Raw genomic sequence first — 19,002 nt, 5'->3', positions numbered from 1 at the left:
CTTCTTGGCCGAGCCGCCAAACTTGGCTGCCAGCACCGTAGCAATCGCGGCCGTCAGCGTGGTCTTGCCATGGTCAACGTGACCAATCGTGCCAACGTTCACGTGCGGCTTAGTCCGCTCGAACTTTTCCTTTGCCATTTTTCAGCTCCTAATCGAAACCAGTATGTCGTGTTCATGGTGCCGCCGCGCACAACGCGCGGCGGCGGATTTCTTACTTACTTGCCGCGAGCCGTGATCACGGCGTCAGCTACGTTCTTCGGAGCTTCAGCGTAGTGCTTGAACTCCATCGTGTACGTAGCGCGGCCTTGCGTGGCCGAACGCAGCGACGTCGAGTAGCCGAACATCTCTGCCAGCGGAACTTCCGCGCGCAGGATCTTGCCGCCACCGACCATGTCGTCCATGCCCTGGATAATGCCGCGACGCGACGACAGGTCGCCCATCACGTTACCCATGAAGTCTTCCGGCGTTTCGACTTCCACGGCCATCATCGGCTCGAGCAGCACCGGGCTGGCGCGGCGCATGCCTTCCTTGAAGCCCATGGAGCCGGCCATCTTGAACGCGTTTTCGTTCGAGTCCACATCGTGGTACGAACCGAAGAACAGCGTGACCTTGATGTCGACCACCGGGAAGCCTGCCAGAACGCCGGCGTTCAGGGTTTCCAGAATGCCCTTGTCCACCGCGGGGATGTACTCGCGCGGCACGACGCCGCCCTTGATTGCGTCGACGAATTCGTAGCCCTTGCCCGGTTCCTGCGGCTCGAGCTTGAGCACCACGTGACCGTACTGGCCACGGCCGCCCGACTGCTTGACGAACTTGCCTTCGACTTCTTCGCAGACCTTGCGGATGGTTTCGCGGTAGGCAACCTGGGGCTTGCCCACGGTGGCTTCCACGCCAAATTCGCGCTTCATGCGGTCGACCAGAATTTCCAGGTGGAGCTCGCCCATGCCCGAAATGATGGTCTGGCCGGATTCTTCGTCGGTCTTGACGCGGAACGACGGATCTTCCTGTGCCAGGCGATTCAGGGCGATGCCCATCTTTTCCTGGTCAGCCTTGGTCTTCGGCTCGACAGCCTGCGAAATCACCGGCTCCGGGAACACCATGCGTTCCAGGATGATGATGTGGTCCGGATCGCACAGCGTGTCGCCGGTGGTGGCTTCTTTCAGGCCAACCGCCGCGGCGATGTCGCCTGCCAGCACTTCCTTGATTTCTTCGCGCTGGTTGGCGTGCATCTGCAGAATCCGGCCCAGGCGTTCCTTCTTGCTCTTGACCGGGTTGTAGATGGTGTCGCCCGAATTGACCTTGCCCGAGTAGACGCGGAAGAAGATCAGCTGGCCGACGAACGGGTCGGTCATGATCTTGAACGCCAGCGCGGAGAACTTTTCGTCATCCGCGGCACGGCGCGACGTTTCCTTGTCGTCGTCGTCCACGCCGGTGACCGGCGGAATGTCGACCGGCGACGGCAGGAAATCGATCACGGCGTCCAGCATACGCTGCACACCCTTGTTCTTGAACGCGGTGCCGCACAGCATCGGCTGGATTTCGCAGGCGATGGTACGGTCGCGCAGACCCTTGATGATCTCGGCTTCGGACAGTTCGCCCTCTTCCAGATACTTGTTCATCAGGTCTTCGTTCGACTCGGCAGCTGCCTCGACCATCTTCTCGCGCCATTCGTTGCACGTGTCGGCCAGTTCAGCCGGGATGTCCACGTAGTCGAACTTGGTGCCCTGGCTGGCCTCGTCCCAGATGATCGCTTTCATCTTGATGAGGTCGACCACACCCGTGAAGGTGTCTTCGGCGCCGATCGGCACCACGACGGGAACCGGGCTTGCCTTCAGGCGGGTCTTCAGCTGGTCGTAGACCTTGAAGAAGTTCGCGCCGGTACGGTCCATCTTGTTGACGAAGGCCAGACGCGGCACGCCGTACTTGTTGGCCTGGCGCCAGACGGTTTCCGACTGGGGCTGCACGCCACCCACTGCACAGTAGACCATGCAGGCGCCGTCCAGCACGCGCATGGAGCGCTCCACCTCAATGGTGAAGTCCACGTGGCCCGGGGTGTCGATGATGTTGATGCGGTGTTCCGGGTAGTTGCCGGCCATGCCCTTCCAGAAGGCGGTGGTGGCAGCGGAGGTGATGGTGATGCCACGCTCCTGTTCCTGCTCCATCCAGTCCATCGTGGCGGCGCCATCATGCACTTCACCGATCTTGTGGTTCACACCGGTGTAGAACAGGATCCGCTCGGTCGTGGTGGTTTTACCCGCGTCAATGTGAGCCGAGATACCGATATTACGGTAGCGCTCAATGGGAGTCTTACGAGCCACTTTAATCCTCTATTCGTCCGTGAGACGCCGGCATCTCATTGCCAACGCCCGTAACACAAACGGGCGAGCGTGTCATAACACAGCCCGCCCGGCAACCAACCGCGTAACTCGCGCGCTTTAGAAGCGGAAGTGCGAGAACGCCTTGTTGGCTTCGGCCATGCGGTGCACTTCGTCGCGCTTCTTCATCGCGCCGCCGCGGCCTTCCGATGCTTCCAGCAGCTCACCTGCCAGGCGCAGCGCCATCGACTTCTCGCTGCGTTTTTTCGCGGCCTCGCGCAGCCAACGCATCGCCAATGCCAAACGACGCGACGGACGGACTTCGACCGGAACCTGATAGTTGGCGCCGCCCACGCGACGGCTCTTCACTTCAACCACCGGCTTCACGTTGTTGATCGCAACGGAGAACACTTCTACCGGGGCCTTGCCTGCCTTCTTTTCGATCTGGTCGAACGCGCCATAAACGATACGTTCGGCAACCGACTTCTTGCCGTCCAGCATCAGGACGTTCATGAACTTGGCAACTTCAACGTTACCGAACTTCGGATCGGGCAGGATATCCCGCTTGGGGACTTCACGACGACGTGGCATCTTCTTTCCTTTAGATTCAGTTGAGAGCGCGGCAATATTCCCGCTCTCCGGCCACCAACTAGCTTGCCTTCCATTCAGGCAAATTCGCCGGGTGACCACTTACTCGACGGCACGGCGCATGTACGCTCCGTTTTACCGCCGCCTGGTGACAGCACCGTGACGCAACCGCCACAGGCCATCGTTTGTTGCTTTGGGCTTTGTGCCCAGCTTGCCTGGCGTAAGCCTTAGGCAGCCTTCGGACGCTTCGCGCCGTACTTCGAACGCGACTGGCGACGATCCTTCACGCCTTGCAAGTCCAGCGAGCCACGGACGATGTGGTAACGCACACCCGGCAAGTCCTTCACACGGCCGCCGCGGATCAGCACAACCGAGTGCTCCTGCAGGTTGTGGCCTTCACCGCCGATGTACGAGATGACCTCGAAACCGTTGGTCAGGCGCACCTTGGCAACCTTGCGCAGTGCCGAGTTCGGCTTCTTCGGCGTCGTGGTGTACACACGGGTGCACACGCCGCGACGCTGGGGGCAGTTCTCAAGCGCCGGGCTCTTGCTCTTGATGACTTCAGAGACGCGCGGCTTGCGAACCAGTTGGTTGATAGTTGGCATTGTTCAATCCAGCTTGGTTTTACGGAAAAACACCCCTGGGGCCACAAGCAATGGGCCGAAGAGGCAACGACGGGTTTTGGGCGGGAAAAGTGAGCGAGCGCTCTTGAGACGGACCTGTGGAGGAACAGACTGGCCAAAGAACGCGAGCTCGCCTGGGATCCCGCTGCGACCACACCACCAGAGCATCACACGATCCCCTTGGCGGGCTTGTCGATTGCGAACCGAAGTGCACAAATCTGACAGGCGAGCGAAATCCAAAGCCAAAAACTCGAATCTGCCATGCTAGCAGCAGAGACGTAAACGGTCAAGCAGCTTCCAACAGTTGCGCGCTTGCCCGTCTGCCCGTCTGGTGCGGCCGCGCCTCAAATATCCTCCACGGCGCCCAGCGTCTTCAGGATGGCGTCACCGTAGCGCTCCAGCTTGGCCGCACCGATACCTGGTATCTCCGCCATCACCGTCATCGAATCCGGCGCGTTGCGCGCCAGTTCTGCCAGTGTGGCGTCATGGAAGATCACATAGGCCGGCACACCGTGCTCACGTGCCGTCTCGGTGCGCCACTTGCGCAGCGCTTCCCAGTTGGCCAGCGCTTGCGCATCCATGCCGGCGGTATGGTCGGTGCGGGTGCCCGTGCCGCGCGCGGCCCGTTCACCGCTCTTGGATGGCTTGCTGGCCTGGCGGCGCAGCGTAATCTGCATGTCGCCCTTGAGCACGGCACGGGCGGACTCGCCAAGCAGCAGGGCGCCATGGCCGCCATGGTCGATCGTCAGCAGCCCGTGGGCGATCAGCTGGCGGAAGATGGCATGCCACTCGGATACCGTGCGGTCCGCACCGATACCGAAGGTGGACACCTTGTCGTGCCCCCATTGCCGGATCTTTTCCGAAGCATTGCCACGCAACACATCGATCATGTGGGTGGCGCCGAAATGGATCCGGCTGGCCTGCGCCGTGCGGTAGACGCAGGACAGCGCCATCTGCGCCTCGCGCGTGCCGTCCCACGTCGCGGGCGGCTCAAGGCAGGTGTCGCAATTGCCGCAAGGCGCGCTGGCCTCGTCGAAATATCCCAGGATGCGAACGCGCCGGCACCCGGCGGTCTCGCACAGCCCAAGCAGGGCATCGAGCTTGGCGGACGAGACGCGCTTGTGGGCCTCGTCCGCTTCTGACTCGTCGATCATGCGTTTTTGCTGGACCACGTCACCGAGGCCATAGGCCATCCAGGCATTGGCCGGCAAGCCATCGCGGCCGGCGCGGCCGGTTTCCTGGTAATAGCCTTCCATGCTCTTGGGCAGGTCCAGGTGGGCAACGAAGCGCACGTCGGGCTTGTCGATGCCCATGCCGAAGGCGATGGTGGCTACCATGATCACGCCTTCTTCCTCGCGGAAGCGGGCCTGGTGGTGCTGGCGCACGCCCGCATCCATGCCGGCGTGGTACGCCAGTGCGTTGAGGCCCTGGCCGCTCAGGTAGCTGGCGGTGTCTTCCACCTTCTTGCGCGACAGGCAGTAGACGATGCCGCTGTCGTGGGCGCCGTCGGCGGCCAGGTGCTCGGCCCTGATAAAGGCCAGCAACTGCTGGCGTGCATTGTCCTTTTCGACGATGCGATAGCGGATATTCGGCCGGTCGAAGCTGGAGATGAAGACGCGCGCATCGTGCAACGCCAGGCGCTCGACGATTTCCTCGCGGGTGACCGAATCCGCGGTGGCCGTCAGCGCGATGCGCGGCACATACGGAAAACGCTCGTGCAGCACCGAGAGCTGGATGTACTCGGGGCGGAAATCATGCCCCCACTGCGACACGCAGTGCGCCTCGTCGATGGCGAATACGCCGATACGGGTACGCTCCAGCAGGTCCTGGAAGCGCGGCGTCATCAGCCGCTCGGGCGCCACATAGAGGATTTCGAGCCGGCCGGCGAGCAGGTCGCGCTCCACTGCGGAAGCCTCCGCCCCGCTAAGCGTTGAGTTCAGCACGGCCGCGCGCACGCCGGCCTCGGACAGTGCAGCGACCTGGTCCTGCATCAGGGCGATCAGCGGCGACACCACGATGCCGACCCCCTGCCCCGCCCGCTGCCGCATCAGCGCGGGAATCTGGTAGCACAGCGACTTGCCGCCGCCGGTGGGCATCAGCACCAGGCAATCGCCACCGTCCGCCACGTGGTCGATGATCTCCGCCTGCCGGCCGCGGAAGGCGTGGTAGCCGAAAACATCCTTGAGAATCGCCAGGGCGCGCGACATATCTACAGCTTAAAAAAGGGGTGGGACCGCGAAAGGCGTAACCATACCACCAAGGGGGCGGCTAACTGCTTCGGGCTGTGACGAATGTTCCCGGAAATCTTTCGTCCGGGAGCGCATGGTGGATTGCCGGCCGCTTTACTGAAAAAATGCATACAACGAATAGAAGACTCATAGCGAGACGGAACGAAATAACATCCTGGATATAACGACAGGCAAAAAAATACCCGGCCACCAGGGCCGGGTATTTTTTTGCAGCTTGCTACAGGTTCAGGGTGGCAGTCTTAGACCGCGTCGCCCTCGCCTTCGGTCGTCGCCGGCACCACCGGCGGCTCGATGAAGAGCGACTGCTCTTCGTCGGAGATCGCCTGGGCGCGTTCGCGCTCGGCCGCCTCGCGCGCCTTGCGGGCGCGGTGGTAGGCCAGACCGGTACCAGCGGGGATCAGTCGGCCAACGATCACGTTTTCCTTCAGACCACGCAGGTCGTCGGTCTTGCCCATGATCGCGGCTTCGGTCAGCACGCGGGTGGTTTCCTGGAACGATGCCGCCGAGATGAAGCTGTCAGTGGACAGCGACGCCTTGGTGATACCGAGCAGCAGGTTTTCGTACGTGGCCGGACGCTTGCCTTCGGCGATCACGCGATCGTTCTCGTCGAGCAGTTCCGAACGCTCCACCTGTTCACCCGGGATGAACTTGGTGTCGCCCACATCCGCGATCTGCACGCGGCGCAGCATCTGGCGCACGATCACTTCGATGTGCTTGTCGTTGATCTTCACGCCCTGCAGACGGTACACGTCCTGCACTTCGTCGACGATGTAGTGCGCCAGTTCCTCGATGCCCTTCAGGCGCAGGATGTCGTGCGGGTCCGCCGGACCTTCCACGATCATCTCGCCCTTGTTCACCACCTGGCCATCGTGCACCAGGACTTGCTTTTCCTTGGTGATCAGGAACTCGTGGGCGTTGCCGTCCAGGTCCGTAATCACGAGGCGCTGCTTGCCCTTGGTGTCCTTGCCGAACGACGTGGTGCCGGTGACTTCCGCCAGCACGGCGGCGTCCTTCGGCGAACGTGCTTCGAACAGCTCGGCCACACGCGGCAGACCCCCGGTAATGTCGCGGGTCTTTTGCGATTCGGTCGGGATACGCGCGAGCACTTCACCCACGTGCACCTGCTGGCCGTCCTTCACGGTAATCAGCGCGCCGACCTGGAAGCCGATGGTCACGGAGTGGTCCGTGCCCGGGATCTTCACTTCCTGGCCGTTGGCGTCGAGCAGCTTCACCTGCGGGCGCAGGCCCTTGGTGGCAGCCGTACGGCGCTTGGCATCGATCACCACGAGGGTCGACAGGCCGGTGACCTCGTCCATCTGCTTGGCGACGGTCACGCCTTCTTCGACGTTCTCGAACTTGGTCGTGCCGGTGTACTCCGACACGATCGGGCGCGTCAGCGCGTCCCACGTGGCCAGCTGCGTACCAGCCTTGATGGCCTGGCCGTCCTGCACCAGCAGCGTGGCGCCGTACGGGATCTTGTGGCGCTCGCGCTCGCGGCCGTGGTCGTCGGTGATCAGCGCTTCGCCCGAACGCGAGATGACGATCAGCTCGCCCTTCGCATTGGTGACGTAACGCATGGTCACCGTAAAACGCACGGTACCGGTTGCCTTCGCTTCCACACTGGATGCCACCGCCGAACGCGATGCCGCGCCACCGATGTGGAACGTACGCATGGTCAGCTGGGTGCCCGGCTCGCCAATCGACTGGGCGGCGATCACGCCAACCGCTTCGCCGGAGTTCACCAGCACGCCACGGCCGAGGTCGCGGCCATAGCACATGCCGCACAGGCCGTAGCGCGTGTCGCACGACAGCGGGGTGCGCACCTTGACTTCGTCCACGCCGATGGCGTCGATCATGTCGACCAGGTCTTCGTCCAGCAGGGTGCCGGCCTCGATCGCGGTTTCCTGGGTTTCAGGGTTCACCACGTCGGACACGGTCACACGGCCGAGAATCCGGTCGCGCAGGGCTTCGATCACTTCACCGCCTTCGACCAGGGCCTTCATGGCCACGCCGTTGGTCGTGCCGCAATCGTCTTCCACCACCACCAGATCCTGCGTCACGTCGACCAGACGACGGGTCAGGTAACCCGAATTCGCGGTTTTCAGTGCCGTATCCGCCAGGCCCTTACGCGCGCCGTGGGTGGAGATGAAGTACTGCAGAACGTTCAGGCCTTCACGGAAGTTCGCCGTAATCGGCGTTTCAATGATCGAGCCATCCGGCTTGGCCATCAGGCCACGCATGCCGGCCAGCTGACGGATCTGCGCAGCGGAACCGCGCGCACCCGAGTCGGCCATCATGTAGATCGAGTTGAACGAGTCTTGCTTGACGGTGTTGCCGTCGCGGTCGACCACGTCTTCGTGCTGGAGCTGCTCCATCATCGCCTTGCCCACCTGGTCGCCGGCGGCGCCCCAGATGTCCACGACGTTGTTGTAGCGTTCCTGGTCGGTCACCAGACCCGACATGTACTGCTTGTCGTATTCCTTGACCTTGGCAGCCGCGTCGGAAATGATCTTTTCCTTTTGCGGCGGCACCAGCATGTCGTCGATGGCGATCGAGATACCGGCGCGCGTGGCCAGGCGGAAGCCCGACTGCAGCAGCTTGTCGGCAAAGATCACGGTCTCGCGCAGGCCGCACTTGCGGAACGCGGTGTTGATCAGGCGCGAGATTTCCTTCTTCTTCAGCGGCTTGTTCAGCACCGAGAAAGGCAGGCCCTTCGGCAGGATCTCGGACAGGATCGCGCGGCCGACCGTAGTGGCCTGCAGCGTGATCTTGGGCGCGAAGCGGGCATCGCCCACGGCGTCCTTGTCGACCAGTTCATACTCGGTGATACGCACGTTCACGCGGGAAGCCAGTTCGACTTCCTTGTTCTCGTAGGCGCGCAGCACTTCGCTGATATCGGCAAAGGTCAGGCCTTCGCCCTTGCCGTTGATCTTGTCGCGGGTCGTGTAGTACAGACCCAGCACCACGTCTTGCGACGGGACGATCGACGGGTCGCCGTTGGCCGGGAACAGCACATTGTTGGAGGCCAGCATCAGCGTGCGGGCTTCCATCTGCGCTTCCAGCGACAGCGGGACGTGAACAGCCATCTGGTCACCGTCGAAGTCGGCGTTGAACGCCGCGCAGACCAGCGGATGCAGCTGGATGGCCTTGCCTTCGATCAGCACCGGCTCGAACGCCTGGATACCCAGGCGGTGCAGCGTCGGCGCGCGGTTCAGCATGACCGGATGCTCGCGGATCACCTCTTCGAGGATGTCCCACACCACCGCGGTCTGGCTTTCCACTTCCTTCTTCGCCGCCTTGATCGTGGTGGCGATGCCCATCGTTTCCAGCTTGTGGAAGATGAAAGGCTTGAACAGCTCGAGCGCCATCAGCTTGGGCAGGCCGCACTGGTGCAGCTTGAGGGTCGGGCCCACCACGATGACCGAACGGCCGGAGTAGTCGACGCGCTTGCCCAGCAGGTTCTGACGGAAACGGCCGCCCTTGCCCTTGATCATTTCGGCCAGCGACTTCAGCGGGCGCTTGTTGGCACCCGTCATGGCCTTGCCGCGGCGACCGTTGTCCAGCAGCGAGTCAACCGCTTCCTGCAGCATGCGCTTTTCGTTGCGCACGATGATTTCAGGCGCCTTCAGTTCGAGCAGGCGCTTCAGGCGGTTGTTACGGTTGATGACGCGGCGATACAGGTCGTTCAGGTCCGAGGTGGCGAAACGGCCGCCATCCAGCGGAACCAGCGGACGCAGTTCGGGCGGCAGCACCGGCAGCACTTCCAGGATCATCCACTCCGGCTTGATGCCCGAGCGCTGGAACGCCTCGAGCACCTTCAGGCGCTTGGCGAACTTCTTGATCTTGGCTTCGGAGCCGGTGGTCTGCAGCTCGGCGCGGATCGTTTCGATCTGCTTCTCGATGTCGATGCCGCGCAGCAGCTCACGGATGCCCTCGGCACCCATCATGGCCACGAATTCGCCTTCGCCGTACTCTTCGCATTTGGCGATGTAGTCGTCCTCGGACATGATCTGGCTCTTCTTGAGCGGGGTCATGCCGGGTTCGAGCACCACGAATGCTTCGAAGTACAGGACGCGTTCGATATCGCGCAGCGTCATGTCGAGCACCATGCCCAGGCGCGACGGCAGCGACTTCAGGAACCAGATATGCGCGGTCGGCGCGGCCAGTTCGATGTGGCCCATGCGCTCACGGCGCACCTTGGCCAGCGTCACTTCAACGCCGCACTTCTCGCAGATCACGCCGCGGTGCTTCAGGCGCTTGTACTTGCCGCACAGGCACTCGTAGTCCTTGATCGGGCCAAAGATCTTGGCGCAGAACAGGCCATCGCGCTCGGGCTTGAAGGTCCGGTAGTTAATGGTTTCCGGCTTCTTCACTTCACCGTACGACCACGAGCGAATCTTCTCCGGCGATGCCAGGCCGATCTTGATCGCGTCGAACTGCTCTTCCTGCTGAACCTGCTTAAAGAGATCGAGCAATGCTTTCATTGCAACTCCTTGTTTCGCCGCCAGCCCGACATCATGTCGGGCCCGCGGCATTCATCCTGTGGGAAAACCGTAGCGGGCATTCGGCGGGAGGCGGGCCATTGGCTATTGCCGGCCCCCCGCGCAATCTCGATCCCGATCAGTAGCGATCGAGGTCGATGTCGATACCCAGCGAACGGATTTCCTTCACCAGCACGTTGAACGACTCCGGCATGCCGGCATCGATCGAGTGCTCGCCCTTGACGATGTTCTCGTAGACCTTGGTCCGGCCGTTCACGTCATCGGACTTGACCGTCAGCATTTCCTGCAACACGTAGGAGGCGCCATAAGCTTCCAGCGCCCACACTTCCATTTCACCGAAACGCTGGCCACCGAACTGCGCCTTACCACCCAGCGGCTGCTGGGTCACCAGCGAGTACGGGCCGGTCGAACGGGCGTGCATCTTGTCGTCGACCAAGTGGTGCAGCTTCAGCATGTGCATCACGCCAAGCGTCACCGGACGCTCGAACGCTTCGCCGGTACGGCCGTCGTGCAACGTGACCTGTTGCTTGGAAGCGGTCAGGCCCATGTCCCTGGCGATCTCTTCCGGGTAAGCCAGGTCCAGCATGCGACGGATTTCGTCTTCATGCGCACCGTCGAACACCGGTGTGGCGAACGGCACACCCTTCTTCAGGTTGCTGGCCAGTTCCAGCACTTCGGCGTCGGACAGGCTGTCGAGGTCTTCCGGCTTGCCGCTCTCGTTGTAGATCTGAGCGAGCAACGGACGCAGTTCCTGCGCCTTCGCCTGTGCCTTGAGCATGGAGCCGATACGCTGGCCCAGACCGCGCGCGGCCCAGCCCAGGTGGGTTTCCAGAATCTGGCCCACGTTCATCCGCGACGGCACGCCCAGCGGGTTCAGCACGATGTCGGCAGGGGTGCCGTCGGCCATGTAGGGCATGTCTTCGATCGGGACGATCTTCGACACCACGCCCTTGTTACCGTGACGGCCCGCCATCTTGTCGCCAGGCTGCAGGCGGCGCTTGACGGCCAGGTACACCTTGACCATCTTGATCACGCCCGGCGGCAGTTCGTCGCCCTGCGTGAGCTTCTTGCGCTTCTCTTCGAAGGCCAGGTCGAACTCGTGACGCTTCTGCTCGATGGCTTCCTTGACGGCTTCCAGCTGGGCAGCCACTTCCTCGTCGGCCGGGCGGATGTCGAACCAGTGGTACTTGTCCAGGTCGGCCAGGTACTCGCGCGTCAGCTTGGCACCCTTGGCCAGCTTCTTCGGACCGCCGTTGACGGTCTTGTCGAGCAGCAGGCGTTCCAGACGCTGGAAGGCATCGCCTTCCACGATACGCAGCTGGTCGTTCAGGTCCAGGCGGTAGCGCTTGAGTTCATCGTCGATGATGGACTGGGCACGCTTGTCGCGGGTCACGCCTTCGCGGGTGAAGACCTGGACGTCGATCACGATGCCGCTCATGCCCGAGGGCACGCGCAGCGAGGTGTCCTTCACGTCCGAAGCCTTCTCGCCGAAGATCGCGCGCAGCAGCTTCTCTTCCGGGGTCAGCTGGGTCTCGCCCTTGGGCGTGACCTTGCCGACCAGCACGTCGCCGGCTTCCACTTCGGCACCGATGTAGGTGATGCCGGACTCGTCCAGACGCGCCAGTTGCGCTTCGGCGAGGTTCGAGATGTCGCGGGTGATTTCTTCCGGTCCCAGCTTGGTGTCACGGGCGACGACCGACAGTTCCTCGATGTGGATCGAGGTGTAGCGGTCCTCGGCAACCACGCGCTCGGAGATCAGGATCGAATCTTCGAAGTTGTAGCCGTTCCACGGCATGAACGCCACCAGCATGTTCTGGCCGAGCGCGAGCTCGCCCAGGTCGGTCGAGGCGCCGTCGGCGATCACGTCGCCGCGGGCGACGAAATCGCCAACCTTGACCATCGGGCGCTGGTTGATATTGGTGTTCTGGTTCGAGCGCGTGTACTTGATCAGGTTGTAGATGTCCACGCCGACTTCGCCTGCAACGGCTTCATCGTCGTTCACACGGATCACGATACGCATCGCATCGACGTAGTCCACCACGCCGCCACGGGTGGCCTGCACGGCGGTACCCGAGTCGACCGCAACGGTACGCTCGATGCCGGTACCCACCAGCGGCTTGTCCGGACGCAGGCAAGGCACGGCCTGACGCTGCATGTTGGCGCCCATCAGTGCACGGTTCGCATCGTCGTGCTCGAGGAACGGCACCAGCGATGCCGCCGCGGACACGATCTGCGAAGGCGCCACGTCGATGTACTGGACGCGGTCCGGCGTGACCATACGGGTTTCACGCTCGCTGCCTTCGCGCGACGACACCAGTTCGTCGATCAGGGTGCCCTCGGCGTCGACGGTCGCGTTGGCCTGCGCCACCACGTACTTGCCTTCTTCAATGGCGGACAGGTAGTCGACCTGGTCGGTCAGCTTGCTGTCGACCACCTTGCGGTACGGCGTCTCGAGGAAGCCGTATTCGTTCAGGCGTGCGTACAGTGCCAGCGAGTTGATCAGACCAATGTTCGGACCTTCCGGCGTTTCGATCGGGCACACGCGGCCGTAGTGGGTCGGGTGCACGTCGCGGACTTCAAAACCTGCGCGTTCGCGGGTAAGACCGCCCGGGCCCAGTGCGGAGACGCGGCGTTTGTGCGTGATCTCGGACAGCGGGTTGGTCTGGTCCATGAACTGCGACAGCTGCGACGAACCGAAGAACTCGCGGATGGCCGAGGAAATCGGCTTCGAGTTGATCAGGTCGTGCGGCATCAGGTTTTCGGTCTCGGCCTGGCCCAGACGTTCCTTGACGGCGCGCTCCACGCGCGACAGGCCGGCGCGGAACTGGTTTTCGGCCAGTTCGCCGACGCAACGCACGCGACGATTGCCCAGGTGATCGATGTCATCGACCTCGCCCTTGCCGTTGCGCAGGTTGACCAGGATCTTGATGGTCTCGAGGATGTCCTCGTCCTGCAGCACCATGCTGCCTTCGCCGCTCGGGCGGCCCAGGCGGCTGTTGACCTTCATGCGGCCAACGCGCGACAGGTCGTACGACTCTTCGCTGTAGAACAGGCGCTGGAACAGTGCCTCCACCGCGTCTTCGGTCGGCGGTTCGCCGGGACGCATCATGCGGTAGATGGCGATACGCGCAGCGGTCTGGTCGGCGGTATCGTCCACGCGCAGGGTCTGCGACATGTACGGACCCTGGTCCAGATCGTTGGTGTACAGGGTCTGGATCTGCTTGACGCCGGCTTCGCGCAGGTTCTCCAGCACGGTTTCGGTCAGCTCGTCGTTGGCGTTGGCAATCACTTCGCCGGTATCCGGGTCGATGATATTCTTCGCCAGCACGCGGCCGAGCAGATAGTCTTCCGGCACGCTGATCAGCTTGGTGCCGGCGGAATCCAGGTCACGGATGTGCTTGGCGTTGATCCGCTTGTCCTTCTCCACCACGACACGGCCGTCCTTGTCGGCGATGTCGAAGCGCGCGACTTCGCCRCGCAGGCGCTCGGGCACGAATTCCAKCTGCGCGCCTTCCGACTGCAGCGTGAARTTGTCGAACACGAAGAAGTGCGCGAGGATCTGCTCGGGCGTCAGGCCGATCGACTTCAGCAGGATCGTCACCGGCATCTTGCGGCGGCGGTCGACGCGGAAGTACAGGATATCCTTCGGGTCGAACTCGAAATCGAGCCACGAACCGCGGTAAGGAATGATACGTGCCGAGAAGAGCAGCTTGCCCGAGCTGTGGGTCTTGCCCTTGTCGTGCTCGAAGAACACGCCAGGCGAACGGTGGAGCTGCGAGACGATCACACGCTCGGTACCGTTGATCACGAACGAACCGGTCGACGTCATGAGCGGAATTTCGCCCATGTAGACTTCCTGTTCCTTCACTTCCTTGACCTTGCCCGGATTTTCCCGATCGTTGATGATCAGGCGCACCTTGGCACGCAGCGCCGAGTGGAAGGTCAGGCCACGCTGTTGACATTCCTTGACATCGAACGGCGGGTTGGAGAGGTGGTAGGAGACGAACTCCATACGGGCGAGCCCGTTGTGCGACACAATCGGGAAGATTGCACTGAAAGCCGCTTGCAGGCCCTCTGTTTTGCGACGCGAGGGTGGCGTACCCTCTTGCAGAAACTGAGCGTAGGATTCAATCTGGGTGGCAAGCAGGAAAGGAACCTGATGAACCGTCGCGCGCTTCGCAAAACTTTTGCGAATGCGCTTCTTTTCGGTGAAGCTGTACGCCATGGGATCTCCGAATCATCGCAGGGCTGGCTGGACCGGCGCAGCACCTGAGGTGTTCAGCGACTGGGAGGGGATTTGGCGGTTGGCCGCTACCAACCTCTGGCTGACGGTGTCCGCACGCTGCGAGCCGGCAGAAACGACGCAATGCGTCATTCCGGCCCGGGGGACACCCGACCAAACTTGTCTTCTGCAGTCGGTTCAGAAGACAAACATCAGCAACCACCTAGTGTGCCACTGATGTTTGGCCTCTGCTGAAGCTTAGGCATGCGCCCAGCTGTCAAGCATCGTTTTCGCCATTTATCTGCGCTTCAAGTGCACAGTAAAACACACATCGCAGAAGCGCAAAAAGGCTGGCGCCGGGAATCTCCCTTTGCCAGCCCCATTCGCGTGCCGAAAAGGCACGCGAGCACAGCTTACTTGACTTCGACCTTTGCGCCGGCGTCTTCCAGCTTCTTCTTGGCCTCGGCAGCAGCAGCCTTGTCCACGCCTTCCTTGACAGCCTTCGGTGCGCCGTCGACCAGATCCTTGGCTTCCTTCAGGCCCAGGCCGGTGATTTCGCGAACAGCCTTAATCACGCCAACCTTGTTTGCGCCGATTTCCGACAGGATAACGTTGAACTCGGTCTGCTCTTCAGCAACAGCAGCACCTGCGCCCGGGGCAGCAGCCACGGCCATCGAAGCGGCGGACACGCCAAACTTTTCTTCGAACGCCTTGACCAGGTCGTTCAGTTCCATCACGGACATCGCGCCTACGGCTTCGAGGATGTCGTCTTTGCTGATTGCCATTTTGAATACTCCTGCTAAATGTGATTCGGTATTGGTATTGCGATCTTGATGAGCCAGGCTGCGTGAGGCTTACGCCTTAAGCAGCAGCGCCTTCGCTCTCGGCGGCGGCAGCAGCGCCTTCGCCTTCGGCAGGGGCGCCTTCGCTCTTCTTGGCGGACAGGGCGGCCAGCAGGCGGGCGAAGCCCGACACCGGTGCCTGCATCACGCCAAGCAGCTGAGCAATCAGTTCGTCACGGCTCGGGATCGAAGCCAGTGCCTTGACGGCAGCAGCATCGAGCACGTTGCCGTCGTACGACGCTGCGCGCAGAACCAGCTTGTCGTTGGTCTTGGCAAAGTCGTTCAGAACCTTGGCCGACGACACTGCATCTTCGGAAATACCGTAGATCAGCGGACCGGTCATTTGCTCTGCGAGGGCTGCAAACGGCGTGCCTTCCACGGCGCGGCGGGCCAGCGTGTTCTTCAGAACGCGCAGGTACACGCCTTGCTCGCGGGCCTTGGCGCGCAGCTTGGTCAGATCGCCAACCGCAATGCCGCGATATTCGGCAACGACGATGGTCTGGGCTTTAGCGACTTGCGCCGAAACCTCAGCAACGACGGCCTTCTTATCTTCAATATTGAGTGGCACGGTTAAGCTCCAAAACGATGCTTGTCCCCCGGATCGTCCGGGGCACGCACATCAGTCCAAACGAACGGCGTCCGATTGGCCCGAATCACCCGGGTCATTGCCCGGATTCTTCAATCCCTCGGGTTCGCCATCTGCGCTGGTGGGGCGGGGGGCGTCGCCGCAGGGCCTGGGCCATGCTGCGCACGTTCCGTCCGATTAAGGCAAGGCAGCCAAACTGCAGCCGCGCCCGCCACCAGCGGTCTTTGATAACCAGCGGTGCCCGCCTCGCGCTTGCGCGCCGGCGGACACCACTGCCCAAAGCCTTGCTCCTTTAACCGCGGCGCCCTTTTAGGTTCCGCCTGCTCGAGGAGCCGATCCCGGCCTGGGCCAGGATCTCCAATTCTTTACACCGGGCGACGTTATCGGGTCCGCCCGGCTGGTGCCGCCAGCCTCAGGCCGACAGCGAAGCCTGTTCCACGCGAACGCCAACGCCCATGGTGGACGAAACAGCGATCTTGCGCAGGTACACGCCCTTGCTGGTAGCCGGCTTCGACTTCACCAGCGCTTCGATCAGCGCGTTCAGGTTGCGCTTCAGATCGGCGTCCTGGAACGAACGGCGGCCGATGGTGGCGTGGATGATACCGGCCTTGTCGACACGGTATTGCACCTGACCGGCCTTGGCGTTCTTCACAGCCTGGGCCACGTCGGGGGTAACCGTACCGACCTTCGGGTTCGGCATCAGGCCGCGCGGGCCCAGGATCTGACCCAGCGTACCAACGATACGCATCGTGTCCGGCGAAGCGATGACCACGTCGAAGTTCAGGTTGCCGGCCTTGACTTGCTCAGCCAGGTCTTCCATACCAACGATTTCGGCGCCGGCTGCCTTGGCAGCTTCAGCCTTTTCGCCTTGGGCGAACACAGCCACGCGGACCGACTTGCCGGTACCGGCAGGCAGCACCACGGAACCACGAACCACCTGGTCCGACTTCTTCGCATCGATGCCCAGTTGCACGGCAACGTCGATGGACTCGTCGAACTTGGCCGATGCGCAGTCCTTCACCAGACCCAGGGCCTGGTCGATCGGGTAGAACTTGGTGCGCTCGATCTTCGCCTTGTTGGCGGCGACGCGCTTGGAAACCTTAGCCATTTACAGACCCTCCACGGTGATGCCCATCGAACGAGCCGAACCGGCGATGGTACGCACGGCGGCGTCCAGATCGGCAGCGGTCAGGTCAGCGTTCTTTGCCTTGGCGATTTCTTCAGCCTGGGCGCGGGTGATCTTGCCAACCTTGTCGGTGTGCGGCTTGGCCGAACCCTTGGTCAGGCCAGCAGCCTTCTTGATCAGCACGGTCGCCGGGGGCGACTTCATCACGAAGGTGAAGCTCTTGTCGGCGAAGGCGGTAATCACCACCGGCACCGGCAGGCCGGGTTCCATACCTTGGGTCTGCGCGTTGAACGCCTTGCAGAACTCCATGATGTTCAGACCGCGTTGACCCAGTGCGGGGCCCACGGGCGGGGAGGGATTTGCCTTACCAGCCGGAATTTGCAGCTTGATAAAGCCAATGATCTTCTTGGCCATATTTACTCCAATCCGGACCGCTTCCTGAAGGAATTGCGATCCTGTTGAGTCGTAGCGCGCTATCGCTGCAAGGGCGGTTCATCCACCCCGGCCAGCCTCACGCTCCTCTTGTGGCCGGCCCCTTGCGGGGCTGGCCTTGCATTTTTCGCCGGCCTTGCGGCCAGCATAAAAACGCGAAAACTTAAACCTTCTCGACCTGGCCGAACTCGAGCTCGACCGGGGTAGCGCGTCCGAAGATGGTGACCGAGACGCGCAGGCGCGATTTCTCGTAGTTCACTTCCTCGACATTGCCGTTGAAGTCGGTGAAAGGACCGTCCTTGACGCGAACCATTTCGCCCACTTCGAACAGCGTCTTGGGACGCGGCTTCTCGACCCCTTCCTGCATCTGGGTCATGATCTTGTCGACTTCCTTCTGGGAAATCGGGCTCGGGCGATTGCGCGCACCACCCACGAAACCGGTGACCTTGCTGGTGTTCTTCACCAGGTGCCAGGTTTCGTCGGTCATTTCCATCTCGACCAGCACGTAACCCGGGAAGAAGCGGCGCTCGGTGACAGACTTCTGTCCACCCTTGATTTCGACGACCTCTTCGGACGGGACCAGAATGCGGCCAAACTTGTCCTGCATTTCGGCGCGCTCGATGCGCTCCTGCAGCGCGCGCTGCACACTCTTTTCCATGCCGGAATAAGCGTGCACCACATACCAGCGCTTCTTCGACGAAGGCGATTCAGCTGCGGGGACTTCCTGTTGTGCGTTATCCGTCATGTTCTATCCTTCATTTCCAGCCCAGCACGAGCGAAAAGATGACCCACTCGATGAGCTTGTCCGCTGACCACAGGAACACGGCCATGATCACGACGAAGACGAACACCAGGCCCGTCATCTGCCCGGCTTCCTTGCGGGTGGGCCAGACGACTTTGCGGACTTCCCGATACGATTCCTTGGAGAAACCGATGAAGTCCTTGCCAGGTGCCGAGACCAGCGCGACCACCACGCCCAGTGCAATGCCACCGAACAGGGCGGCGCCGCGCACATAGGAGGGTTGCTGTGCCAGGGCATAGAAACCGATGACGCCGGCAACCACCAGTAGCACCGCGACGCCAAGCAGCCACTTACCACTGGCGGCGTTGACGGTTTCGACGTTGGGATTGGCCATGTTTCGCAAACGAGACTAAGCCGCGTCACGATACTCTCTATCGCGACGCGGCTGATTGAATTGGCAGGGGCAGAGGGAATCGAACCCCCAACCTTCGGTTTTGGAGACCGACGCTCTGCCAGTTGAGCTATACCCCTAAAACAACTGCGGGGTCGGCGGTCAGGCCAACCCCTCTGGCAACGAATACGGCCGGTTGGTGCCGTATTCGCCGATCGACTTTATCAGTCGAGGATCTTTGCCACGACGCCGGCGCCGACGGTACGACCGCCTTCACGGATGGCGAAACGCAGACCTTCTTCCATGGCGATCGGGGCAATCAGCTTGACCGTGATCGACACGTTGTCACCCGGCATGACCATTTCCTTGTCCTTCTTGTCCTTC

General features: G+C 62.0%; 14 protein-coding genes and 1 tRNA gene. All 15 read right to left on the bottom strand.

The features are described 5' to 3' along the window. A partial coding sequence (locus tag AC1DQ3_RS34990; RefSeq protein ID WP_477124673.1) for a GTP-binding protein occupies positions 1-138 on the bottom strand: 138 nt, incomplete at its 3' end. A gap of 77 nt (positions 139-215) precedes the next feature. Next, positions 216-2,318 carry an elongation factor G gene (fusA, locus tag AC1DQ3_RS34985; protein ID WP_477124671.1) on the bottom strand — a complete coding sequence of 701 codons (2,103 nt, stop codon included), beginning with the start codon at positions 2,316-2,318 and terminating at the stop codon, positions 216-218. Between the two features lie 117 nt (positions 2,319-2,435). Further along, positions 2,436-2,906, bottom strand: a complete 471-nt coding sequence (rpsG, locus tag AC1DQ3_RS34980) for a 30S ribosomal protein S7 (RefSeq protein ID WP_006162329.1) — start codon at positions 2,904-2,906, stop codon at positions 2,436-2,438. A gap of 224 nt (positions 2,907-3,130) precedes the next feature. Beyond that, positions 3,131-3,508: a 30S ribosomal protein S12 gene (rpsL, locus tag AC1DQ3_RS34975; protein ID WP_477124670.1), complete on the bottom strand. Its 378-nt coding sequence runs from the start codon at positions 3,506-3,508 to the stop codon at positions 3,131-3,133. A gap of 362 nt (positions 3,509-3,870) precedes the next feature. Further along, positions 3,871-5,733 (bottom strand): DNA helicase RecQ, encoded by a 1,863-nt coding sequence (recQ, locus tag AC1DQ3_RS34970; protein ID WP_477124669.1) that lies wholly within the window; start codon positions 5,731-5,733, stop codon positions 3,871-3,873. Positions 5,734-6,014: 281 nt separating this feature from the next. Then, a complete protein-coding gene (gene rpoC, locus AC1DQ3_RS34965) occupies positions 6,015-10,259 on the bottom strand; it encodes a DNA-directed RNA polymerase subunit beta' (protein WP_477124668.1) in 4,245 nt (1,414 codons plus the stop codon). A 136-nt stretch (positions 10,260-10,395) separates the two neighbouring features. After that, complete coding sequence (gene rpoB / locus AC1DQ3_RS34960; RefSeq protein ID WP_477124667.1) at positions 10,396-14,502, bottom strand: DNA-directed RNA polymerase subunit beta; 4,107 nt, start codon at positions 14,500-14,502, stop codon at positions 10,396-10,398. A gap of 410 nt (positions 14,503-14,912) precedes the next feature. Then, entirely contained in the window at positions 14,913-15,284 is a 372-nt protein-coding gene (gene rplL / locus AC1DQ3_RS34955; RefSeq protein WP_477124666.1) for a 50S ribosomal protein L7/L12, read from the bottom strand. A 76-nt stretch (positions 15,285-15,360) separates the two neighbouring features. Then, positions 15,361-15,909, bottom strand: coding sequence for a 50S ribosomal protein L10 (gene rplJ, locus AC1DQ3_RS34950; protein WP_477124665.1), 549 nt, complete (start codon positions 15,907-15,909; stop codon positions 15,361-15,363). 430 nt (positions 15,910-16,339) lie between these two features. Next, the gene (gene rplA / locus AC1DQ3_RS34945; RefSeq protein ID WP_477124664.1) at positions 16,340-17,035 is read right to left on the bottom strand and encodes a 50S ribosomal protein L1; all 696 of its coding nucleotides are present in this window, start codon (positions 17,033-17,035) and stop codon (positions 16,340-16,342) included. Beyond that, the gene (gene rplK, locus AC1DQ3_RS34940) at positions 17,036-17,467 is read right to left on the bottom strand and encodes a 50S ribosomal protein L11 (protein ID WP_006162338.1); all 432 of its coding nucleotides are present in this window, start codon (positions 17,465-17,467) and stop codon (positions 17,036-17,038) included. Positions 17,468-17,648: 181 nt separating this feature from the next. Next, positions 17,649-18,230 carry a transcription termination/antitermination protein NusG gene (gene nusG / locus AC1DQ3_RS34935; protein WP_006162340.1) on the bottom strand — a complete coding sequence of 194 codons (582 nt, stop codon included), beginning with the start codon at positions 18,228-18,230 and terminating at the stop codon, positions 17,649-17,651. A gap of 10 nt (positions 18,231-18,240) precedes the next feature. Next, positions 18,241-18,621, bottom strand: coding sequence for a preprotein translocase subunit SecE (gene secE / locus AC1DQ3_RS34930; RefSeq protein WP_045243152.1), 381 nt, complete (start codon positions 18,619-18,621; stop codon positions 18,241-18,243). A 61-nt stretch (positions 18,622-18,682) separates the two neighbouring features. Beyond that, positions 18,683-18,758: transfer RNA gene (locus AC1DQ3_RS34925), tRNA-Trp, on the bottom strand. Between the two features lie 84 nt (positions 18,759-18,842). Then, positions 18,843-19,002 (bottom strand): EF-Tu C-terminal domain-related protein (locus AC1DQ3_RS34920; RefSeq protein WP_477124672.1); only part of this gene is annotated, 160 nt, incomplete at its 5' end.

The organism is Cupriavidus sp. 01T418, from assembly GCF_056398885.1.
This window is presented reverse-complemented; position numbering and strand designations above follow the sequence as displayed.